At 46.4% G+C, this 21080-nt stretch carries 15 protein-coding genes and 1 pseudogene; all 16 read right to left on the minus strand.

Annotation, left to right across the window (positions count from 1 at the left end; genetic code table 11):
• A pseudogene (locus BZG75_RS13975) lies at positions 1–121 on the minus strand (type VI secretion system tube protein Hcp); the annotation flags it as partial.
• 191 nt (positions 122–312) lie between these two features.
• Positions 313–1584: a type VI secretion system ImpA family N-terminal domain-containing protein gene (locus BZG75_RS13980; protein ID WP_077577312.1), complete on the minus strand. Its 1272-nt coding sequence runs from the start codon at positions 1582–1584 to the stop codon at positions 313–315.
• 48 nt (positions 1585–1632) lie between these two features.
• Complete coding sequence (gene tssM, locus BZG75_RS13985) at positions 1633–5133, minus strand: type VI secretion system membrane subunit TssM (protein ID WP_199878902.1); 3501 nt, start codon at positions 5131–5133, stop codon at positions 1633–1635.
• Between the two features lie 61 nt (positions 5134–5194).
• Positions 5195–6607, minus strand: coding sequence for a type VI secretion system protein TssA (gene tssA, locus BZG75_RS13990; protein ID WP_077577314.1), 1413 nt, complete (start codon positions 6605–6607; stop codon positions 5195–5197).
• A 2-nt stretch (positions 6608–6609) separates the two neighbouring features.
• Entirely contained in the window at positions 6610–7284 is a 675-nt protein-coding gene (gene vasI / locus BZG75_RS13995) for a type VI secretion system-associated protein VasI (RefSeq protein ID WP_241827400.1), read from the minus strand.
• The gene (locus BZG75_RS14000) at positions 7281–8861 is read right to left on the minus strand and encodes a sigma-54 interaction domain-containing protein (RefSeq protein WP_077461335.1); all 1581 of its coding nucleotides are present in this window, start codon (positions 8859–8861) and stop codon (positions 7281–7283) included. Before BZG75_RS14000 ends, vasI begins: the two co-directional genes overlap by 4 nt.
• Positions 8862–8863: 2 nt before the next feature.
• A complete protein-coding gene (tssH, locus tag BZG75_RS14005) occupies positions 8864–11503 on the minus strand; it encodes a type VI secretion system ATPase TssH (protein WP_077577315.1) in 2640 nt (879 codons plus the stop codon).
• A gap of 38 nt (positions 11504–11541) precedes the next feature.
• On the minus strand, positions 11542–12309 hold the full coding sequence (icmH, locus tag BZG75_RS14010; protein ID WP_077577316.1) for a type IVB secretion system protein IcmH/DotU: 768 nt from the start codon (positions 12307–12309) through the stop codon (positions 11542–11544).
• A 2-nt stretch (positions 12310–12311) separates the two neighbouring features.
• Positions 12312–13646, minus strand: coding sequence for a type VI secretion system baseplate subunit TssK (tssK, locus tag BZG75_RS14015; protein ID WP_077577317.1), 1335 nt, complete (start codon positions 13644–13646; stop codon positions 12312–12314).
• Positions 13647–13651: 5 nt separating this feature from the next.
• Positions 13652–14128, minus strand: coding sequence for a type VI secretion system lipoprotein TssJ (gene tssJ, locus BZG75_RS14020; RefSeq protein WP_077461339.1), 477 nt, complete (start codon positions 14126–14128; stop codon positions 13652–13654).
• A gap of 2 nt (positions 14129–14130) precedes the next feature.
• The gene (gene tagH / locus BZG75_RS14025; RefSeq protein WP_077577318.1) at positions 14131–15603 is read right to left on the minus strand and encodes a type VI secretion system-associated FHA domain protein TagH; all 1473 of its coding nucleotides are present in this window, start codon (positions 15601–15603) and stop codon (positions 14131–14133) included.
• A gap of 2 nt (positions 15604–15605) precedes the next feature.
• Entirely contained in the window at positions 15606–16559 is a 954-nt protein-coding gene (gene tssG / locus BZG75_RS14030) for a type VI secretion system baseplate subunit TssG (protein WP_236719535.1), read from the minus strand.
• 11 nt (positions 16560–16570) lie between these two features.
• Positions 16571–18340 carry a type VI secretion system baseplate subunit TssF gene (tssF, locus tag BZG75_RS14035; RefSeq protein WP_077577319.1) on the minus strand — a complete coding sequence of 590 codons (1770 nt, stop codon included), beginning with the start codon at positions 18338–18340 and terminating at the stop codon, positions 16571–16573.
• 5 nt (positions 18341–18345) lie between these two features.
• A complete protein-coding gene (gene tssE, locus BZG75_RS14040; protein ID WP_025740375.1) occupies positions 18346–18783 on the minus strand; it encodes a type VI secretion system baseplate subunit TssE in 438 nt (145 codons plus the stop codon).
• A gap of 2 nt (positions 18784–18785) precedes the next feature.
• Positions 18786–20258, minus strand: coding sequence for a type VI secretion system contractile sheath large subunit (tssC, locus tag BZG75_RS14045; protein ID WP_077461343.1), 1473 nt, complete (start codon positions 20256–20258; stop codon positions 18786–18788).
• Between the two features lie 43 nt (positions 20259–20301).
• Complete coding sequence (gene tssB, locus BZG75_RS14050) at positions 20302–20811, minus strand: type VI secretion system contractile sheath small subunit (protein WP_077461344.1); 510 nt, start codon at positions 20809–20811, stop codon at positions 20302–20304.
• Positions 20812–21080: the final 269 nt, after the last annotated feature.

Consider the following 21080-nt stretch of genomic DNA (forward strand, 5'->3'; position numbering starts at 1 on the left):
CCAGCATTTCGTCTTCGTGGCCTTCGACAAAAGAATCACCGATAGAATCCGCGGTGCAGGCACCGGCAGTAATCAAACCCTGAGTTTCGCCTTCAATCGAGATATAACATGGCGTTGGCATAATCGCTCCTTTGTATGTCATGGAAGACACATCGCCACCGTGGCGGTGTGCCTGTTCGCTCTCTTATCCTGCGAAATACATGCCAAGTTTTTTACCATTATAAATCAGTATATTAGAATATTCCTGACCAATTTTTTGCACGTGCCAAGCAACTTCTTGCCAAGCCAAGCAAAAAGTTGCTCAGCATAAGGCTACCGGGTAGCTTGATGGACATTAATTTTTTCTTGAAGCTGGGCGACTTTCCAACTTAGGTGGTTTAAGCGTTCGGTAAGTACGGCTAGCTCGGCGTTGGCTTTATCGATATCACCCTGTTCCACAAGTGTTTCGACATAATCGGCTCGTCCATAAATAGGCGATAAGCTGATGGCGAAATCTTCCAAAGATCGAGTTTGCTTTTGCAACGCCCACCAGCGGTTTTGCTCTGCAAGTAGAGCCATATTCGCCATCTTGGTTCGAACCGCGCGAAACTTATCGATGTATTTAGCGGTATTTCCCAGTGCCTCTTTGCGCTCCATGTCATAACGCGTCAATAATTCTCGAGTTTGTTTATTGTCGGCATAGAGTGTGGCCAGTGCATTAAGATGCGCCTTGGCCAGTACTTTGCTCGATTCAATCGACTGCTCCAATTCTTGAGTTGTCGATTGCGCGTATAACGGGACGAATTGTGATTCCCAGCGCGCTAATGTGCTTGGCTGATGCGTTTTTGCAAAAGCCGCCGTGGCGTCAGCATGATTTAAGCTCGGCGCCGGCGCATCAACTTGAAAGGGGGTTTGAAAGTAAGAGATATATGGGTAACCCAGCCATATGAACGCGGTTAAACAGGCCCCTACGACACCGGCCAATAGAGTGCGAATACGGCTTACCCTTATACTAATGGTTGGGTTAACGTTTTCATCGCGTTGTTGCTGTTTTAGTGCACTATGAAATCGTGTTTCTATTCGGTCGATATGTTCAAACAACACATACGCGATCCCCTCATAGTCAACCACATACTTGGGTTGCTGCTGTTCGAGCACATGATATAGGGTGTCGCAGAGCTTTTCACAACGGTACAACTCGCGTAATGCTTGTTGGTCTGGCTTAATCTGGTTTAGCTCTCCTTGTACTCGAGCATTCACCCACTCCAGCGCCTCTTTACGCGCGCGGGCACGCTTTTCAGAGACCGCGTCTTCGTTATTCAAACAAGCAAGGATCAATTCCAACCCGTTTGCCAATCCTGCTAGGCCGCCAATTTTTAACGCCGCGACGGTGTAGTAGCCACTGAGCAGTAAATCAATACCCTGCTCACTGGCGAGTGCTTGACAGTTATCTTTTACAAATTGCCAATCGGTCCCCCCGGATAATGGCGAGTGTCGTTTATTGATTTGGTCTCTAATTGCTTGATAACGCTCGTCATCACGCAAGGGTTGAACATCTTGGATAATACGAAAAGGCTGATTATCAATCGAGAGTATAAAAGACATTTAGCATTCCTGATAAAGCAGGGGCGAGTGCACTCGCCCCATGATCAGTTAGTAGAGATTGCGTGAGAGCTTGAACGATTTGAACAAGCGCTGCGTGAATGGATTAGTGGCAGCCTGAGCATTAACACGGTAGATCATTCCACCGCCATCAACATTGAATTGATAGTCAACCGAGGTAGTGCTAGCCGAGACCACTGCACCTTGATCAAGGAGACGGAACAACGCCCATGGACCGCGAATCACGACACTACGTGGTGACAGGTTGGTTTTCGTGGGCACCAATGTCAGTTTTGAGGTAGCCGAGTCACGAAGCGTGTTTGGCCAAATGAGCTCAATACTGTCTCTAGGCCCATGGCTGTAGGTCACATACTGGCCATCAACATTCAAAACACTGCGTCGTTTATTGCTGCTTAAACGCAAGGGCTCAACAGAGAAGCTCACATCCAAGATACCTTTACGATTAAAGAAAGCTTCTCGAATTTTTTGTGCTTTTTGGATCTGTGCTAACAAGTCTGGGCGAATTAACGACCCATTTGTCCCTTTATCCCCAACTGATATGTTTTCATCTATAAACATTTTCAGCTGACTATTGTAGAAATTATCCAGGGTTCCTTCCGGCGCAAAGAAGCTTTCAAAGTCGCTAAGTGATGCATCTTTACTGGCATTCGGATTAAACGGATATCGGTTCGCCAACTTTTGTTGATAAGGGCGATAGACATCTTGATACCAACGGACTTCAAGGTGTTTGATGGCCGCTTGTTTAACGACATGCCAGCTTTCATCGGCGAGTTTATCAACCATACCATCAAGCGGCTCAGGTAAACCGGTAGCAATCCGTTTAAGTGTATAAATGGGGTCGGTATTCACCAACTTAACACGTGCTTTGGTCGCATCCAGTGCCGCTGTACCTATGTCAGGCGCATCTTGGATAGATTTAAGGTAGCTTTTTAGCTCCTGTACCGACGCCAACACTTCACTCAGGTAGGCCGGTTTGTCATTCACCGCTTTAACAAGACTGTTCAAATCTGAAAATGGTGCCTGTATTTGTGACGCCACCTCATATTTTGGATTTTCTGAGATCGCTTCTTGAGCGTCTTCATCCAAACCGAGGCCTGATGCAAGCTGGGTATTGGTTTCGAGGGTGCGTAATAAACGCTGCAACGGTCCTACGTGTCCAGTAAAATTATCCAGAACCGTTACGGCATCGTTAATATCACTGAAAAACTTCACATCAATTTCGTTCAGCGCTGTACGCCACGTATTTGTATAATCAGCAACATACAAATCACGTATTTTGTTTCTAAGTGCCCTTTTATCCGCGTCACTAAACTGCGCCGTTTCTGCTTCACCTAATACCCAGCTATCAATCAACGCCAAGTCAGAAACTGACTGGAGCTTCGGCACAAAGTAATCTTCAAAGCCAGTTTTGGTCAGCATTTGCGGAATATGTAAGTTTTCGCTATCGACTTCTCGCTCATCAAAAACAACATCAAAGACAGGACCTACCGCGTTCCGCAGGTTCATTCCCGAGCCCAGAACGGTCTCTGCGTCTAGCTTCAAGTTCCGATATACACGTTGGTCGGTCGGCATTGTCCGCAAATCGGCTTGAGCACGTGCAATGGTCATATCATAGGGCCGCATCACACGCTCTGCCACGTCGTCACCTTGACGACGTGCAGCCGTCAAATCCGTATGCCGCATGGCATAATCCAAATGGCCGAGTAAACGTTCTTGAATGACCTTTTGCCCGGCAAATTCTTGTTGCCATCGTTGACTAAAATAATCCATCACATAGTCATGATAGCGGCCGCTTTTATCCACCATCATCCGATAAACACGTAACGCCACCAGCTGCTCTTGATCTGTTGTTGCCTGATTAAGATCAACAACCGTATCCGCCATCAAAAGAGGCAAGAATCGACTTTTTAATAGGTTGAGGTACGTTTGTTCGACTTTAGGTCCAATCACATGACCCTGATATAGACCAAAGTCAAAGACATATTTAGGCTTTTCGCGGAAAAAGCCAAATTCCAGCGTCGCTTGACGGATCTGGTTGAGCGGTTTGAGCACCTCACGTTGCGATGCACCGGCAGCACTGTTTGAGAACTGGGTTTTATATTGATCAACTTTTGTCAATACCGCATCTGCATGTGCGACGTTGGCCAGATAATAGCGATGCCACGTCCCCACTAATAAGACAGTGGCGATAGAGCATGCCAATACAGACATTCCCATCAGGCGCCGTTTATGTTTTGCCACGCGGAAGTTATCTGACGCGAGTCCCGCTTCGGGATAGATAATATTGCTAAATAGTTTTTGCGTGAAAAAAATCGTTGAATTCTTGGCCTTTTGAGCATGATTGACCGCATGTGACAATCCATAACGACGAGAGGCTGCATCATCGAATGCGTTCGTTGGTACCCCTTGCTGATAGACAGAGGTAAAATACGCGCCTCTAACCAGCGCCGAAGTAGAGAATTGATCACTCGCCAGTGCTTCATTGAAAAAAGTAGCAAGAATATCTTTCAGCCCAGCGATCTGACGCGAGAAGCTATAAATCGCTTTACGATCCTCAAAATCAATCGGAGCGGCCAGTGCATGCGGAACTATCGCATTAATGCGATCAATAAATGCAGAATAGTGTTCATCAAACTCTTTAAGCCATGAGTCCAAATCATCCACAGAGTTTAAAGAAAAAGTGAAACCAAGCACCTCATCGCGTTGCTGCTTAGAATAATGTTTAAAAAACGGTTCGAAGCCATACAACAAGTCGAGTTTTGTTAGTGCAATATAAACAGGAAGCCGTGTCGATAGCGTCTCCATCAACTCCCGCAACCTGGCACGTAATAGGTTGGCATACGCCTTGCGTTCTGATGCCGTGGCCGTGGCAAGGTGTGACGCATCAAGGGTTAATACAATCCCATTCAGCGGACGGCGGCTACGGGTCTGCTCCAGCCACTGAACAAAGTGCGACCACAAACGACGCTCAAGCTCACCATCATTATTTTCGTCCTTATGTCCTTGTGTCAGCAACTCACCATCTGGGTCGATAACAACCGATTCGTCACCGATCCACCAGTCAAATGAGTATGGATTCTCACTCTTTTTGCCCGATGCGCGCATAACTGAAGAGAAAACAAAGTTCTGCCCCGAACGATTAATTAGGCTAGTTTTCCCCGCATTTTCAAGCCCGAGAACAAGATACCAAGGGAGTGCATAGAGATGATTCCGCTTGTTCAAGTTTTGCTTCATATTTGCAACAACCTGATTCAGCTCTTTCTCTTGGCGCTCTTCGTATATCTGAATGGGGTCTTCACGCAATCGTTCAGTGTGCGCTTGCTCTGCTTGGAAGCTTTGTAGCTTTCGCCATTGCCATACGCCCCAAATCGCTAAAGCGCCAAGCGTTATAAAACCACTACAAACAGCGCGTGCCATCACGGATGCTAATGGTTTTTTCTCGCCCATCGTCAACCAAGGGCCTGCCCACCAAATGGCGACATTAATAAGAATAAAAATCGCTGCTAATAAAATAGGAAAGGCTGCGACCATGCCAGGCTTAAGCTTTTTCGCTATTTTAAAAATGTTTTTCCACATGAATTTTCGCCCTTAATCACTCTGACGTTGTACTGCGTTCAAGTTGTTCCACCAAGCTGGGTTCCCAGTCGATGACGCTCATGGTTTTAATTTCTTGATTTAGCGTTTGATACTGCTCTTGAGCCATACTGTTAAGTTGATTCGCTCGCATGAGATCGGCCGATATCATTCGCCAATAGAAATGATCGCGTGGTTCTCGTGCCGCTTGTAGCCCATCGTTTAGCATGGAGAGTGCTACCGCAATACCTCCCTCTTTGGCCAACGACAGCGCTTCTTTTCTCTTTTCTTGCCAGTCACCGTTTACGGTCTTTCCACTTGCTTGTCCCGTACTGCCATGAGCTAGCCAATCTTTAACCGCATCAGACACAAACGGCTCTCCACCCTTGAACTTCAGCTCTGCCAGCCCAGGAAGCCGCTCTAGAAACTGACTGACTTCTGACTGAATCGCGTCACACCAACTTTGGTGACCCAATTTTTTAGCAATGGAGTAACTCATTAAGTGCCCTTCAAACCAGTAAGGTGCCATAGTGAGGCTTTGCTCAACTTGCCGCCATAATGCCAAATCGGGGTGCCGCATTTTATCTTGATAGTCTTTCACTCGATCTTGTTGCATCCCTCGCAATTGCGTCTCGCCGCCGGTTTTATGATCGGGTAAGGCGGTAATGCTGTACCAAACCGCATAGCGACGAAGGCGGATCGCGAGTGCCATACCATCATCTTGTTCCGCTAGAAAAGAGGCGACTTTTAGTAACGTTTGCTTGGTTGCTTTGTCGCTGGAGTGATCAACATCTAAGCCAGAGGATGTCGCTGTTGTCGTTGCGGTTCGCGCCGAGGCTTGCGGTGTTTCTTTCGCGGTTTGGTTAGCACGCTGACGCTCTTCCGCCTTTCGCAGTTCGGCTCGCACATTCACGACGACACTACTGACGACGTCATTGGTCAGGCCTTTCTCTTCAACTGCCTTTTCCCATTCCGCGATCGCCTTCGTCAATGACTCACGATCTTGCGCATCAAACTGGCCAAAGTCCGTTTTATCTATCGACATCGAAAATCGCTGTGCCATTTGACTGAAGAACTTTCGACGAGGCAGATTCCCACGCTTACCCGGTGCTGGGAAGCTGTCTTCCCAATACTGAGACATAAATGATGCCATCAACTCAAACGAGAGGATAAAGCGAGCCGGAGACGCTTGGTGATGTAGACACTGCAGCAGGTAAGTCAGCAATTTAATGTCTTTGCTCTTTTCTGCTAACAACTTAACAACGCTGTGCTCCACCTCGTCCCACTGAACATCAGCATGGGAGAGAGAGCCAACTTTCATCATCTGATCTTCAACGAAATCAAACAAAGGATCATCGACTAAACGCTCACCGACTGCGCTATTTCCCGGGATTGGCTGTGAAATGCTGCGTTTATATTCTTTCAGTTCCATATTTACCAACCACAACGAGAACGAAGAGCGCCCAGTGCATTACTTAATGGCTGGGTATCAAATGTCAGCCCATCAACGTACTGAGAATTAGAGCGAATGGTTAAGCGTTCATCCTGCGCTAATGTCTTCATTAGACGGATTGCAGGTAGACCACGAGAGGACGAGAGCACAACACCTGAGTCATCATTTCGCCAATACTGGGTCTGAGTATTTGGGAACGTTAGTTTGACCCGACCATCATCAATCGGCTCCGGTAGCATCAACTCCACTCGGCTTAAGTTATCGATACAGCTAAGCATCAATAACGGCTGTTCGCTGCCTCGAAAAGCGGTGTTAATGTTACTCGCCTGTAACGTAATCCATGCGCTACTTCCTCGTCCCTCACCCTTTTGATTCAATGACCATGTTTTTGGCGCACTGTCTTGTGCCGCTTGTGTTGCTCTACGCCACTGTAACGGCATTTCTAAGTGATTATCTGCAGGTTCAGACGATGAAACTTGGGTATTAAATACTCGATCAAAGCAGGCGAGGCGATCTAATCGTGACGTCACCGCGCGGCATTGTTTGGCTTGCTCAACTTGCTTTTGAGCGGAAGCAGGTGCGCCAGTCACCGTGGACGGTGCCAAGATTGACACCAGCATGACCCCGGCTAGTGCACAATAGTTTGGGTTATTCATGGGGCTTTTATCTCTAGTTTTCGGCACTTATAGGTTAGGGTTCGACGAGGAATGCCCAAACTATCGGCAGCTTTGCTTTTATCGCCATCAAATTGAGACAAGCGATCAGTGATGATCCGTTGCTCAAAGTCGTGCAACGCTTGTTTTAGATCGGCGATGGAAGCTGCATCAATATTTAACACGCTATCAGCCGTCGACGCGCCATTGGTATAGCCTATAGGCATCGACTGAACGTTTGAGGAGCCTGATACAGGTTGCCCGTTACTGATACGCCCACTAAAGGTCGCAATGCTGATAGATTCACGATCAGGCGTTTGAGCACATGCGTATTCAATAAGGTGTTTTAATTCTCGTACATTACCTGGAAAGCTATAACTCAAGAGCATATCGAGCGCGTCAGGCTGCAGCTCTCCTACACGGGTGCCGTGTTGATGATTGAACCTATCAAGAAAGTGATAACTCAGCTGACGCACATCTTCTTTGCGCTGAGCAAGCGATGGCACATGAATCGGATATTGGAGCAAACGATAGTATAGATCTTGACGGAAAGAGCCTGTTTTTACATTGTCCAGCAGGTGCACATGTGTCGCAGACACCAACCGAAAGTCAGATTGACGCTCTCGACTTCCTCCGACGGGGCGAAACGTCCCTAATTCAAGCACACGCAGTAATTTAGCTTGCAAACTCATCGGCATATCACCAATTTCATCAAGAAACAGTGTTCCGCCATTTGCTTGAGCAATCAGGCCCTCTTTATCTATGTTCGCACCTGAGAATGCACCCTTTTCATAACCAAATAGCTCACTTTCTAGCAAATGTTCAGGAATAGCAGCACAGTTGATCGGAATAAATGGCTGGTGTCGACGCGGTGATAAATCATGCACGGCACGCGCGACAAGTTCTTTACCACTTCCTGTCTCGCCTTGAACCAGTACAGATAATTGTGAGGAAGCCGCATTAGCAATTTGCTCACGCAGTCTTCTCATTAAAGTACTGTCTCCAATCAGGGTGGAGGATAGGCTCGCCGCTCTTTCTTGCTGCCGTGTTTGCTTTTCAATGTCAGTCAAAGAGGCTTTTAACGCACGACGATTGCTTTCCTCTCCTTCCATTTCATTGAGCAGTGACCATTGATGTTCAAACACATCCAATACCTGTAAAAACGACGCATCATTCCAAAGGCTAGATAGCGTTTGGTCATCGCCGATAAGACAAAGCAAGAGTTTTACATGTCTATCATGGCGAATTAACGGTCGAATAGAGACGGCTTCAAATAAGCCAAGATCGCCAATAGCCTTTGAAAAGGCTCGATTCGACTGCCAATAAACAATGTCTTCTGCCACTAAATGCTTAGTCGTCGCATTTTGCAACACGTGTGCAAATGGCGTGTCAAAGTCGGTGACAGACCAAGACTCCCCGCTGGAATGGCAGACAAGCTGCCTGCCATCACAACTCGGGACCAGCAGCATTCCTTTGCGCAGCTTGAGCTCGCTGACCAAAATCTGGATAAAGCGAGACTGCAAGTCAGTTGTTCGCCTTTCCCGAGCTAAGTCAGTAACATAAGCTAGCCAGTTATGCATTCTTATTCTACCTCACCCTTAAACTCGCCATTATCTGCCAGTAGACGAACGTGCGTGATCGCCGCTTTGTCGGCCAGCTTGTTTAATAATTCGAGTGAGACGGGTGGCAATAACTGTCCTTCAATAATCGCCTCAAGCATACGAGCGCCATTTTCGCTCCGCGTCGCGCGCTTCAAAATCTCGTCAATTAGGCTGTCGTCAATATCAACGGTTGCGCCATAGCGCTGAGCAAAAGTCGCTTCCAGGTGCGCTAATTTGCCGCGTACGATCTCCGCCAACACGTCACGTTCTAGTGGGACATAAGGCACAACCTCCATCCGTGCCAGCAAGGCAGGTTTAAAGAATGCGGCAAGCTCAGGATATAACGCATCATCAATGTTGGCTTTGTCGTGTGCATAGTCAACAATCGTTTGATAGCCCAAGTTAGACGTCAAGAAAAAAACGGTGTTCTGACAGTCAATCATGCGCCCTTCACCGTCCGCTAGCTCCCCTTTGTCGAAAGCTTGATAGAAGATGTTGAGCACTTCTGGATGGGCTTTTTCAACCTCGTCAAGAAGCACCACAGAATATGGCATCTTGCGTATTGCTTCGGTCAATACACCGCCTTCGCCATATCCAACATAACCTGGGGGCGAACCAATAAGACGTGAGACCGTGTGTTTTTCTTGGTACTCTGACATGTTGATCGTGGTTAAAAATTGTTTACCACCATAGAGTTGCTGGGCTAATTGCACCACGGTTTCTGTTTTACCGACGCCGCTTGGTCCTACAAGTAAAAATGCGCCTTTGGGCCGTCCAGAGCGCCGCAAATCCGCACGCGCAGTCAGTAAGTGCCGATGTATGCGTTCGATAGCAATGTCTTGCCCTTTAATCGCATTTCCCAGTAACCTTGTCAGGTTTGTGATTTTGTAGAGCTCGTCGCTGTTCATTTGATCGATAGGCACGCCTGTCCAATCAGAAATCACTTCTGCCACCTGCTCAGCATCAACGTGTGGATGCATCAACCGCTGGTCATGCGGAATAGCGTTAAGTGCATCGTATTTGTCAGCCAATGTCTTTGCTAACGCTTCACGGTCTTGCTCTTGTGACGCTTCATCAACTTGACCCTCATCAAGTTCGGCTGATAGTGGCGGATTTAACAGTGTCGCGCGTAGATCAATGATTTCCTCAACCAACAAACGCTGCTCCCCCCAGCGTGCTTGCAGTGCATGCTTTTCAGCTTCGTCCGCTTGCTCTTGTGTCTCAAGCTCATCTAAACGAGCTTGATCAACGGCTTGGCCAATATATTGGGCTCGCTTCAGCATCTCTATTTCTTGCTGGCGTTGATGACAGAGTGTTTCAAGTAACGCGAGACGTTTAGGAGGAGTCGTTAAGTTAATGGCAATCCGTGCACAGGCTGTGTCGAGTACATCGATCGCTTTATCAGGCAGCTGACGCCCAGATAAATAGCGAGCAGACAGTTCCGCCGCCGCTTTTAAGGCATCATCGGCAATCAATACACCATGGGCTTTTTCATACACACTGCCAAGCCCTCGCATAATATCAACGGCTTGGTTTACGGAAGGCTCTTCAAGCTTCACCAACTGAAAACGACGCGTCAAAGCAGGATCTTTTTCGAAATACTTTTTGTATTCTTTCCAGGTGGTTGCGGCGATCGTGCTCAGCTCGCCACGCGCTAAGGCGGGTTTGAGCAAATTGGCGGCATCACTGCCCCCTTCCTGGTTTCCTGAGCCAATGAGAGTATGAGCCTCATCAATAAACAGAATAATGGGGTTCGGCGCGCTCTTAATGCCATCAATGACACCTTTCAAGCGCTTCTCAAACTCACCTTTGACGGAAGCACCCGCTTGAAGCAAACCAAGATCAAGGCAGAATAGCTCAACGTTTTGTAGGCGCTCTGGGACATTACCGGCCGCAATGCGTAAGGCTAACCCTTCCACCATGGCGCTTTTGCCTACTCCCGCATCACCGACAACAATTGGGTTGTTTTTACGACGGCGACAAAGAATATCAACCATTAAGTTGAGCTCTTCTTCGCGACAAAGCACTGGATCCAATTCACTATTTTTGGCTTGTGCGGTGATGTTGGAGCAATACTTATAAAGCGGTGACTCGCTGCCTTCCATTGATGGCGCTTTTGGCCCTTTTTTCTGGTCACTTTCCACGGCAGTTTCAGCAGAGTCCGCGACAATAGCGTCAAAATGCGTTTTCAAGCTCTCGCGATTAATGCCTGCTAATAACTTGGATGCCGAACGCGACAAGTAGCGGTCGGCGCGATTTAATACCGCAAAAAAGACGCTTCCCGAACGCAATTCTGATTGGTTTAGCTCTGTGGTTGATAGCAACCATGCTTCTTGCAGTACTTCAACCAACAGCGGCGAGAACGCTGGGTAGGTATCAAGCGTGTTATCTCGCTCGTAATTACCTGCGAGCGCTTGCTTAAGCGACTCAGTGTCGATATTTGCTTGCTTGGTAATGAGTCGAACGTCAGACAAAGGATTATCTAGCAAGATCTCTAGGAAGTGCTCAACTAAGACTTCAGGATGATGACGCTCAATACATAATGAGGCGGCTTGCTCGAGCGCTAATTTGCTTGGCGCATTCAATTTAGCGATGAGCGTGGACAATTCAATTCGAATCACAGGGACACCTAATTCTAATCAATATAATGTTGTTCGGGTCACAGCAACTGATTCAGTTGACTGAGTACATTTTCAGACTTTTCATGTAAAAAGTATGAATAGCCAGCGAAGATACCCGCCCACAAGACGAGAAATCCGACAAAAATAGACCAAAGCGGTACCTGGCGGCTGAGTGCATACCGAGTGTTAACAACATGGTCACTCCCCTCACTCAGTTGTTTGGGTTGCTTTTCATCATCTAATAGTTGGTCATGTAGCCTTTTAATGACTTTTTCTCGCTGCGCATACCCCTCATCAATCACTCGATATTTCCCTTCAAAGCCCAAGCACAAGCAGTGATAAATAAACACGAGTAATGGTCGATACCTCTCGGGCTCGTTTTCCAAACGACCTAGAACAGTAAATACTTTCTCACCTCCCCATGTTTCATTGTGGAAACGAGATAACATTGAATGCTCAGCCCAGCAGGTGTTAGCTCCCCATGGGGTACCCATGACCGCTTCATCAAGAAACGTACACAATATATAGCGATATGCCATCAGCATTGCATGTTCATAACCTTGCTCTGATAGCTCTATTTCGATCGCTTTTATTTCCTCGATCGTTTGGTGGTAGATTTGCTCAATATTCTCGCAACTGGATAATGAACGTACTCGCAACGCTAACCCGAATAGAGGGGTTGCCGCATCCACCAACGCATTAGCATTGTGGCCACGTAGTTGAAACCAGTAATCTTGGTCACTGTCTATTTTTTCAACGTTATCATGTAGGAGGTCTTTAAAGACACTTTCGTCAGTGGCTGCCATAATCAATCTCTTATTGCCCAGAATTGAATATCAAGATCATCAAATGCGGCGGCGACATGGAATGCAAAGCCACTAGAGTTCGTGAGCATCGACCACGCCGCACTCTCTTTGTCCAATTGGTAGTAGGTATAGCCGGCATGGTAAGGCAACTGGCGAGGCGCCACAGGTAGCGAAATCAGCGGAATACCAGGCAGTTGAAGTGAAATAAGCTCGCGAATTTTCTCAACCGAAGAGACTTTGGTTTGCTGAGTGAACAATCGCCGTAACTCATCCAATGGCATACGTGCTTTAACTGCAACGATAAACTCTGCCGACTCCATCAATTGCGGGTCTTGAACCGGCGCGACCATCAGGCCGTAGTTGCGCTTATCTAGCTGAATAGAGACGGCTCGAGGCTCCAGCACCACACTGAGGCTCTGGCGCAAATAGCGGATAACAGGCCAAAATGCATCACCCGGCATATCATGGTTATAAGCTGGCATTGACGGTGCCAGGCGGCTTTCATCCGTGAACGTTGCTAGCTCGCCACAAATTGACGACAAGCATTCATACAAACGTTCTGGGTGCAGACTGCCTAAAGAAGCAAGGTGCTTCATCTGCGGATACAGACGGTTCAACGAATGTAAAAGCATAAAATCAGAGACATCAGCCACACCGCCCTGAGAAGGAGAACTAATACGTTGAGCGATATTTTTTGCGCGCTCTTGCATCAAACCAGACATTTCATTGATAAAACGGTGCAAGGTCGCATTACCAGCAACATTGAAATGGCACGGAATAAAATTAGCATCAAGGACAACACTGCCGTCAGGTCGCTTTTCTGAAATCCGTGCAATAGGAATAGAGGCATAGGCACTGCGATCCTCTTTTTCTAGCATCAATTGCAACTGAATCGGTGATACATCAAGCGTGGTTGTGTCACCTTGCACACTCTGTACATCTCGTACATCGATACGACGGCTTTCATAGCGCCCTGACCCTTTTTCATCAGGCCAGTTCACTTCCATAATCGATTCACTGCGCAACGGTATAGCAAGGTAAATCAACTGATTTGAAAGCGATCCGTCTTCGATTTCTAACGCTTCAGGCATTACGTCTTCTTGTGGGATACGAAACGCCGTTCCATCTGGCATGACACCGACTGCTCGCTCGATAGCAATACGTCCAAACGCTAGGTATTCCGGATTTAGTGACAGCTCAGCAATGCCATATAAATATTTACTGACGGACGTTAACCGCTCTTCCAATAAATACTCACTGTAGCGCTGATGCTGCTGGAAATGCTGAGGCTTAATAAAGAGTCCTTCGCTCCATATCACGCGATTACGTGCAAACATTACCTTTATTCTACCTTTTCTAATTTCACGTCATAATCTTGAAATAGCATCAACAAATGATACTTGCGGCCTTTGTTCAGCACTTTGACAGCTTTTTTCCATTCCCCGAGATTAGGTTCGGCAAAATGTGCCATCACACCGATATAATTTGTGTCTTCATCGATCTCAAACGCATTGACAAATTTGAATTGCCCTGGGGTCAGAACATAGTCGTAGTTATTAATAAAGTTACTACTCAATGCACCTTCATAGTCAGTACGCAATTGATCAAATCCCGCAGACATGAACATCGAATCATCTTCGAGTTCAAAGACTTGTACCTCGATAGGTGCTGGGTCTCCTGCTATATTCGGATTTACACCACTGTCACTGACTAAACTAAACGTCGCAGTCGTGGGTTGTTCTTCAGGCTTGTATTCATCTGAAGAACTACAGGCTGTCAATAGTATGATTGCGCAAAGCACGCCTAACTTTTTAAGCATGATTAGCCCTCCTGTTGTTTTTCGCGAATACGTTTGTCATAGACCTGCTCAAATATTTCCCAAAAGAGTTTAGCGAAGCCTTGTTGACGGTTAGATGTAAGCTCTTTGTAATAATTACAATACATTTCCCACGCCCAAGCCGACTCACCATCTTCATGTGCGTCCGTATTGCGTCGACAATGTTGAAAACGACGTAACAGCACTTCCGGTGAAAACGCGTTTAATATTTGATCTAATGCTTCTGAAATCGCATCCTGCGTTGCTTCATTATGATCTCTTACATTTTTTAAGCTCTCAGCAATGGCTGCAGGCGCAGACAAATGAACTAAGCTTTTATCCGCGTCATACATAGTGCGAACCGTATCTTGGTAAGAAAGACCAAGACGTAACGGGTTGTCTTCAATAGGTTGAAGATTACGGTTCATCGTTCCAAATCGTCCTTCTGCAGCTTGTTCGTGCAGTGCTAGCAAGCCTTTTAAACACGCTTGTAACGATTGACCCATTTCTTGTGACAGGAAATGCATCCGTTGAACATCTTGTTCATTCGTTATACGAACACCAAGCCCTTCTAGCATTGGACCCGTTAATAAGTGTTGCCCGTGTCCACCATGGTTATTTGACGGCGTAGGCGATGATTCATTTTGCAAACTCTTGGCCACTTCTTGCTCGAGAAGTCCTAGCTCTTTTTCGTCCATTGGCTTCATCTCATTTTCTATCGGCTTGGAAGGAGTATGTGATGCCATATTCGCTGGCTGTGCATCCAATACTTGTTGATCTGACTTGTTACTGGTGGCCTGGTTTTTTTTCTGACCGAATCCAAAAATACGCTTCAATCGCACAGAGGCAGACATGACATCTTCGCTGTCGGCCTGAGGCGTAAACGAAGGTTGCTTTTCAACCAAGTTTTTCTTTGAAATCAGATTACCCGTTTCACTGATCTGCTCGGCTGGTTCACCATCCAATAACCAGTTTGATCCTTGGATATGTGTCGATGCCTCTAGCTCGGCCAAGGGATCAATAGGCGCTGATACATCTTCAAGCTCGGGCTCGTCATCGACTGGTTCATGACCATTCGCTAACAAATCTGTGTGGTTAGAATCAAAAAGCGTATCAATATGTCCAGCGTCAACCTCTTCGTTTTTTCCGGTTAACACGCGTATCTCATATGGGCCAATTTGCATTTCATCTTTATGTGCTAAACGTGCTAATTGCCCTTTACCAAGCGGCATATCGGTACCGTTAACAAAGGTCTGTCCACACTCATCACGCACACAAAAAGCACCATCCACCATTAAGATCTCACAATGCAAATCATGTACGCGTCCTAAACGATCTTTTAATCGCCAATGCACGGCGGGCGATGCGCCAATGGTGCCACCAGATTCCACAAAACGAATCTGTGCCGACAAACCAGATTCTAAGGTTTGCGCGTTTGCGACTACGAGTGTTATGCCGTTTTGATGTTGTGAGACCATCGTTATTGCCTTACCTGAATTAATACACGCTTATCTTGCAGCTCTTCGCCAAGGAAAGATGTCCATCCCAGCGCTATGTGTTGCCCCAGCTGAAGAGCAGGTGTTTCTTCATCTGTCATCGACAACTCCAAATCAAATGCCATCTGCTCACGCAGAATAAATTCAACTAACTTACACAAAGGCTGATACTCTTTACCGACCGGTAAAAAATCATTAAAACGCTCTCGTGTCAGATCTTTGATACAAATAACGAACTTTCCATTGCAATCAAAAACCGACTCTCCAATCACAGTGTCTTCACCAAGGCGACCATTCATACAGCCAAGAGACATCTGTTGCTCTTTCGCAATCTTTACCTTGCGCGTTACCCATTGGCGGATCTCTACATGTTCAAGATCAAAACAGTGCGCGATGATGCCAGCAACCACTGTCGGTGATCGGCTTCGCCCCGCTAACGTCCCGGCATAAGCCAACATTTTGCACCAGTTTATCGGGGTGTCCCCTCTTAACTGGGGATCACCCAGCCCAACAAGCGCGAATAACTGTGCCGAAAACTGATCTTCCGCACCTGGCTGAAACCTGACGTAATAGCGGTATTTGCGCCATATGCGATAGACCAATGCGATCAATCGGTTATTAAAAAAGTCCAAGAAGGGTCTTTTAATTCCTCCTGGCTCTTCATGTAGCAGTTGCTCTGTAATGAATGCCGGCAGTGGCGATTGTGAGCCCGCAAGTCCTAAAAAGTTCGTTAGCATCACTGTGTGATCATTCACTTGATCCAGCGATGCTATATCTGATGCAGCAAACCCAAGACTCGGATTTGCACTAAACACTAACTGGCACTCGCGTTCCCATTCTTCTTCCTCTGGGTTAAGCCCTTTATGCTTTTGCAAAAGCTCAACTAATTGGAAGAAGCTATACACTCGCGCATCTTTTACGAGATCAGCGGTACTCATTTCTGTTTCTTCTAAATGAGTGGTTGCTTCCCGACTCTCGTCTGCCATGTATAGCTCTCATTATTCGTTGTGTTGATGACGGTGAGCTCATGAAAAGAATTAATGCTCGCATACAACGAGAAAAAGTGGCTGAGTACCGTTCCAAATAAATATAAATCGCCTTCAGAACCAAACCCGTCTTGATTAAGATAAATCGTCGACTGTAAGCCACGGACAGGCATTCCTCTCAATAGCTTATCCATTGGCTTTGATTGAATGTCTTCAATCGCGTTTAGCCGCTTCTTACCTACTCGCTCTGCTTGACGATCGACAAGCGCACGGAAATCATACGCTGTTAATACACAGCTAAGTGCATCTTTGGATAACAATGACAAATAATTGAGCGATAAATTAGAAATCAACATCCATAATAAACTGCCATCTAGCACAGGACGGAGTGCTTGAGTTGGAATGGTGATATTCTCGAATTCTGCAAATGGTGGTGAGCTATCCGTTGGACACGATATATCACCGACGCCTAACTCCAAAGGTAACTGTCTATTCGTACAAGTCAGCTTAATCGAAACAGCTTCATCGACGTCCACGGATGTCGATTCGTCCCCTCGAATGAAAGAGATAAAAGAATCGAATCCATCACCACGAATACTGTCTTTGACACGCGCTCGGTAATAGAGTGTCTCGCGGTTACGCACGCGCTCAACTTCATGCTGGAAGCTTTCAAATGGCGTATAAGTCCGCTTTTGACCGCGAATAGGCTGGCCATCAATAATCTTGTCTTGTCGCCCAGTGACACTATCAATACTAAACACTTCATAGTGAGCCGGTTTATTACTCGACGGGATCACCTTGTACTCAGTGTTTTTCCCCGTTAAATCAATAGGGTCTGCATCATGATTGAATAAGTTAATAATGGGTGTGCAGTAAAGCTGAAAACTCTCAGGTCTGACTCTGACATCCGATGGCAAGGTTTTAGAGAGATGCAGCTGCACCGTAAACCGTCCATATACATTACTCGGTATGGCTTTATCTAACCCCCCGATGTCAACAAAGTGAAACGCCTCTGGAAATGACAAATACTCCTGCAGCACACGATAACCATCATAAACATTTTGCGGATATGGCAATAAAGCATCGCCGGCGTTAAATCCAACAGATGAAAACGCATCACGTGGTAACGAAAATGCTGTTCCATCAACATGCACAGTTACCTTCTCTAGATGATGACTCAACCACAGATAGAGCATTTGCGCGCTGTATTTGTCTCCGCCAATATAAAAGCGCAGTTTATTAATGTTGGCATCTCGTACCGACATATCACCACTGAGCGTCATCTGTAGCTGTATTGTCGTCGCCTCGCGCGTATGTTCAGCATGAACGCTGGAGCAAGAAAGCGGGTAAAGATCAACGTCACGGCAAGTTTGAAAGCGACACTGAGTTTCCATGGCAGACTTACTATCAAGCTCAGTCCCTTTCACCACAGTTTGCTTTTCACTGAGACTTTCTTCTGGTTTGAATTGCGCAATACACATGCTAGGGACTGGCCGTAAATAATTGGGCCAAAGCATATTAATGATTGAGTGAGTTAACTCTGGAAAGTCATCATCCACTTTTTCGCGCAACTTGCCCGTTAAGAACGCAAATCCCTCTAGTAACCGCTCTACATCAGGATCGGTGTGTCGACCGTGTAAGAAGCGAGCCAGTTGGGGATGCAGTTCAGTAAAAGCTTTACCTTGCTCTTTCAAGAACGCGAGTTCTTCTCGAAAATACTTGTCTTTCGTCATGCGATTTACAACACCCGATATTGGCGGTTCTGGTCTAAAAACAAGCTAAGTTGAACTTTCTCGTGCAGCGCTTCACTGTTGACGGTAGCAACAATATTGAACCGCAACATTAACGGTGAATGCGGATCAAAGTCTGATGTCACCAGGATATTCGTTAGCCGCGGTTCATATCTCTCTAAACAGTCTTTGATCGCGAGTTTCACTCTGAGCGATAAGTCTAAGCTTTCGAGTGTCGCATCGTTGAAATCAATCAGGCCGAGTTCAGGAGAGCTTTGCGCCCCGCCAATACGTGTATTCAGCACATTGGCAATATTGCGTTTGATCGATCTCACCACGTCTGGGCTACTCGGCCCCTGAGTGACAGATACAGGTTTAGCGCCGGCTTCAAGACGCTCCAAGAAGCCGACACCAAATGCACTGTCTTCTAGCGCAACGTATGCCATGATTACTGATCAAGCCTACCAACAAGAGACAGTTCAAAGTTCGCGCCCATATATTTGAAATGAGGACGAACGGCCAAAGACACCTGATACCAGCCAGGGTTACCCTCAACGTCAGTCACTTCAATCTTGGCAGCGCGAAGTGGTCGACGACTACGTACATCTGCTGGTGGGTTTTCTTGGTCAGCGACATATTGTTTGAGCCAAGTATTCAACTCTCGCTCCAGATCTTGACGTTCTTTCCAAGAACCAATTTGCTCTCGTTGTAGCACTTTGATGTAATGCGCCAAGCGATTAATAATCATCATGTAAGGTAGCTGTGTACCGAGCTTATAATTGGTTTCCGCTTCTTTACCTTCTTTGGTGTTTGGGAACACCTTCGGTTTTTGGATTGAGTTGGCAGAGAAGAAAGCAGCGTTGTCGCTACCTTTACGCATGGTCAAGCCAATAAATCCCTCTTCGGCAAGCTCAAATTCTTTGCGATCAGTGATCAACACTTCCGTCGGGATTTTAGATTGTAGTGCGCCCATCGATTCATAAACATGAACCGGAAGGTCTTCTACTGCACCACCGCTTTGTGGCCCAATAATATTTGGACACCAACGATATTTAGCAAAGCTATCCGTTAGACGCGTTGCAAATGCAAATGCGGTGTTCCCCCAAAGGTAGTGTTCATGAGCTTGGCTAACGTTCTCGTGATACACGAAAGATTTGATCGGATTTTCGGTTGGATCGTACGGAACACGCAACAAGAAGCGCGGTGCAGTCAGACCCAAATAGCGTGCATCTTCAGATTCACGAATTGAGCGCCACTTGGTATATTTAGGGCTTTCAAAGATGGACTTGACATCTTTAATGTTTGGCAGCTCTTCGAACGACTCAATACCAAAAAATTCAGGTCCAACACTTGAGATGAATGGCGCATGGGCCATCGCACCTAGCGCACCCATGTATTGAAGCAACTTCATATCTGGCGTAGATGGGGTGAAGGCATAGTTACCAATAATGGCACCCGTTGGCTCACCACCGAATTGACCGTAACCTGATGAGTAGACGTGCTTATAGAGACCTGATTGCGTTGTTTCAGGCGCAAACTCAAAGTCATCTAGCAACTCATCTTTGGTCACATGCAAGATGTCAACTTTGTTGTTCTCGCGAAAATCCGTCCGATCGACAAATAATTTAAGTCCACGCCATGCCGATTCCATTTCTTGGAAAGACGTGTCGTGCAATATTTCGTCCATTTGAGCACTGATCTTTTTGTCAAGCTCAACAAGCATTTGATCAACAAGTGCTTTGTTAACAGGCTCTTGGGTTTGATCGTTGCCAACGAGGTTTTCGATGAAGGCGGCGACACCTTTCTTTGCGACATCATAGCCTTCTTCGCTAGGCTCAATACGCGTTTGCGCCATTATCTCGTCAAGTAAGCCACCTTCCTTGACTTCAGGAGACTCTACGACTGATTCACTTGTAGACATGTTTCTATTTCCTAAGGCTTAAGTTACTACTGGTTTGAATCAATTACTCTTTCGGAGCGTCATCATCGCTACTGACAATACTTAGCTCAGCAAGCAACTTCTCACGGGACTCTTCAGAGTTAAGCAGCTCCTGTAAGCGATCACGGAATGCTGGAATATTGCCAAGAGGACCTTTTAATGCAACCAAGGCTTCACGAAGCTCTATTAGTTTTTTGAGCTCGGGAACTTGAGCTGCAACAGAGTCAGGCGCAAAATCATTCATTGATTTAAAAGACAGCTCAACAGGCAGTTCAGCGTCTTTATCATCAGTAAGTTGATTTTTTACAGTGGTGGAAAGATGTAAATTACTTTCACGCATTACGTCTTCAAAATTGTTTTTGTCGACTGACACTGTCGCACGCTCTTCAACCGGCGTATCTTCAGTGTGACCTTTAAAATCACCAACAACCAAGGTTTTAAGTGGCAGCTCTACTTCCGCTTGCTGGTCACCCGTTGCAGGTACGTACTTGATATTTATGCGCTCTTTTGGCGCAACGCTTCCTTCTTTGGACACTTTGAACCCTCGATACCTTCACCAAAATGGCAGCACAGCCAGGAATGATCCTGCCACGCTGGACTGCGTTAACATCTTACAAACATCAATGACCTGTTGTGCTGCAATCACTGACGGTGCGCCAGCATACATAACGAAAAATTAGACATTAATTAAAAATGCATAATTTTGGAGTAATGCCTCATTTTTATTTTTTATGATCAAAAAAACACGCAACGCTGACACCTTGACACTGTCATGACAATTTATATGTAAACATCATGTTAGCG

It is taken from the genome of Salinivibrio sp. AR640 (assembly GCF_001995405.1).
Classification (GTDB): Bacteria; Pseudomonadota; Gammaproteobacteria; order Enterobacterales; family Vibrionaceae; genus Salinivibrio; species Salinivibrio costicola.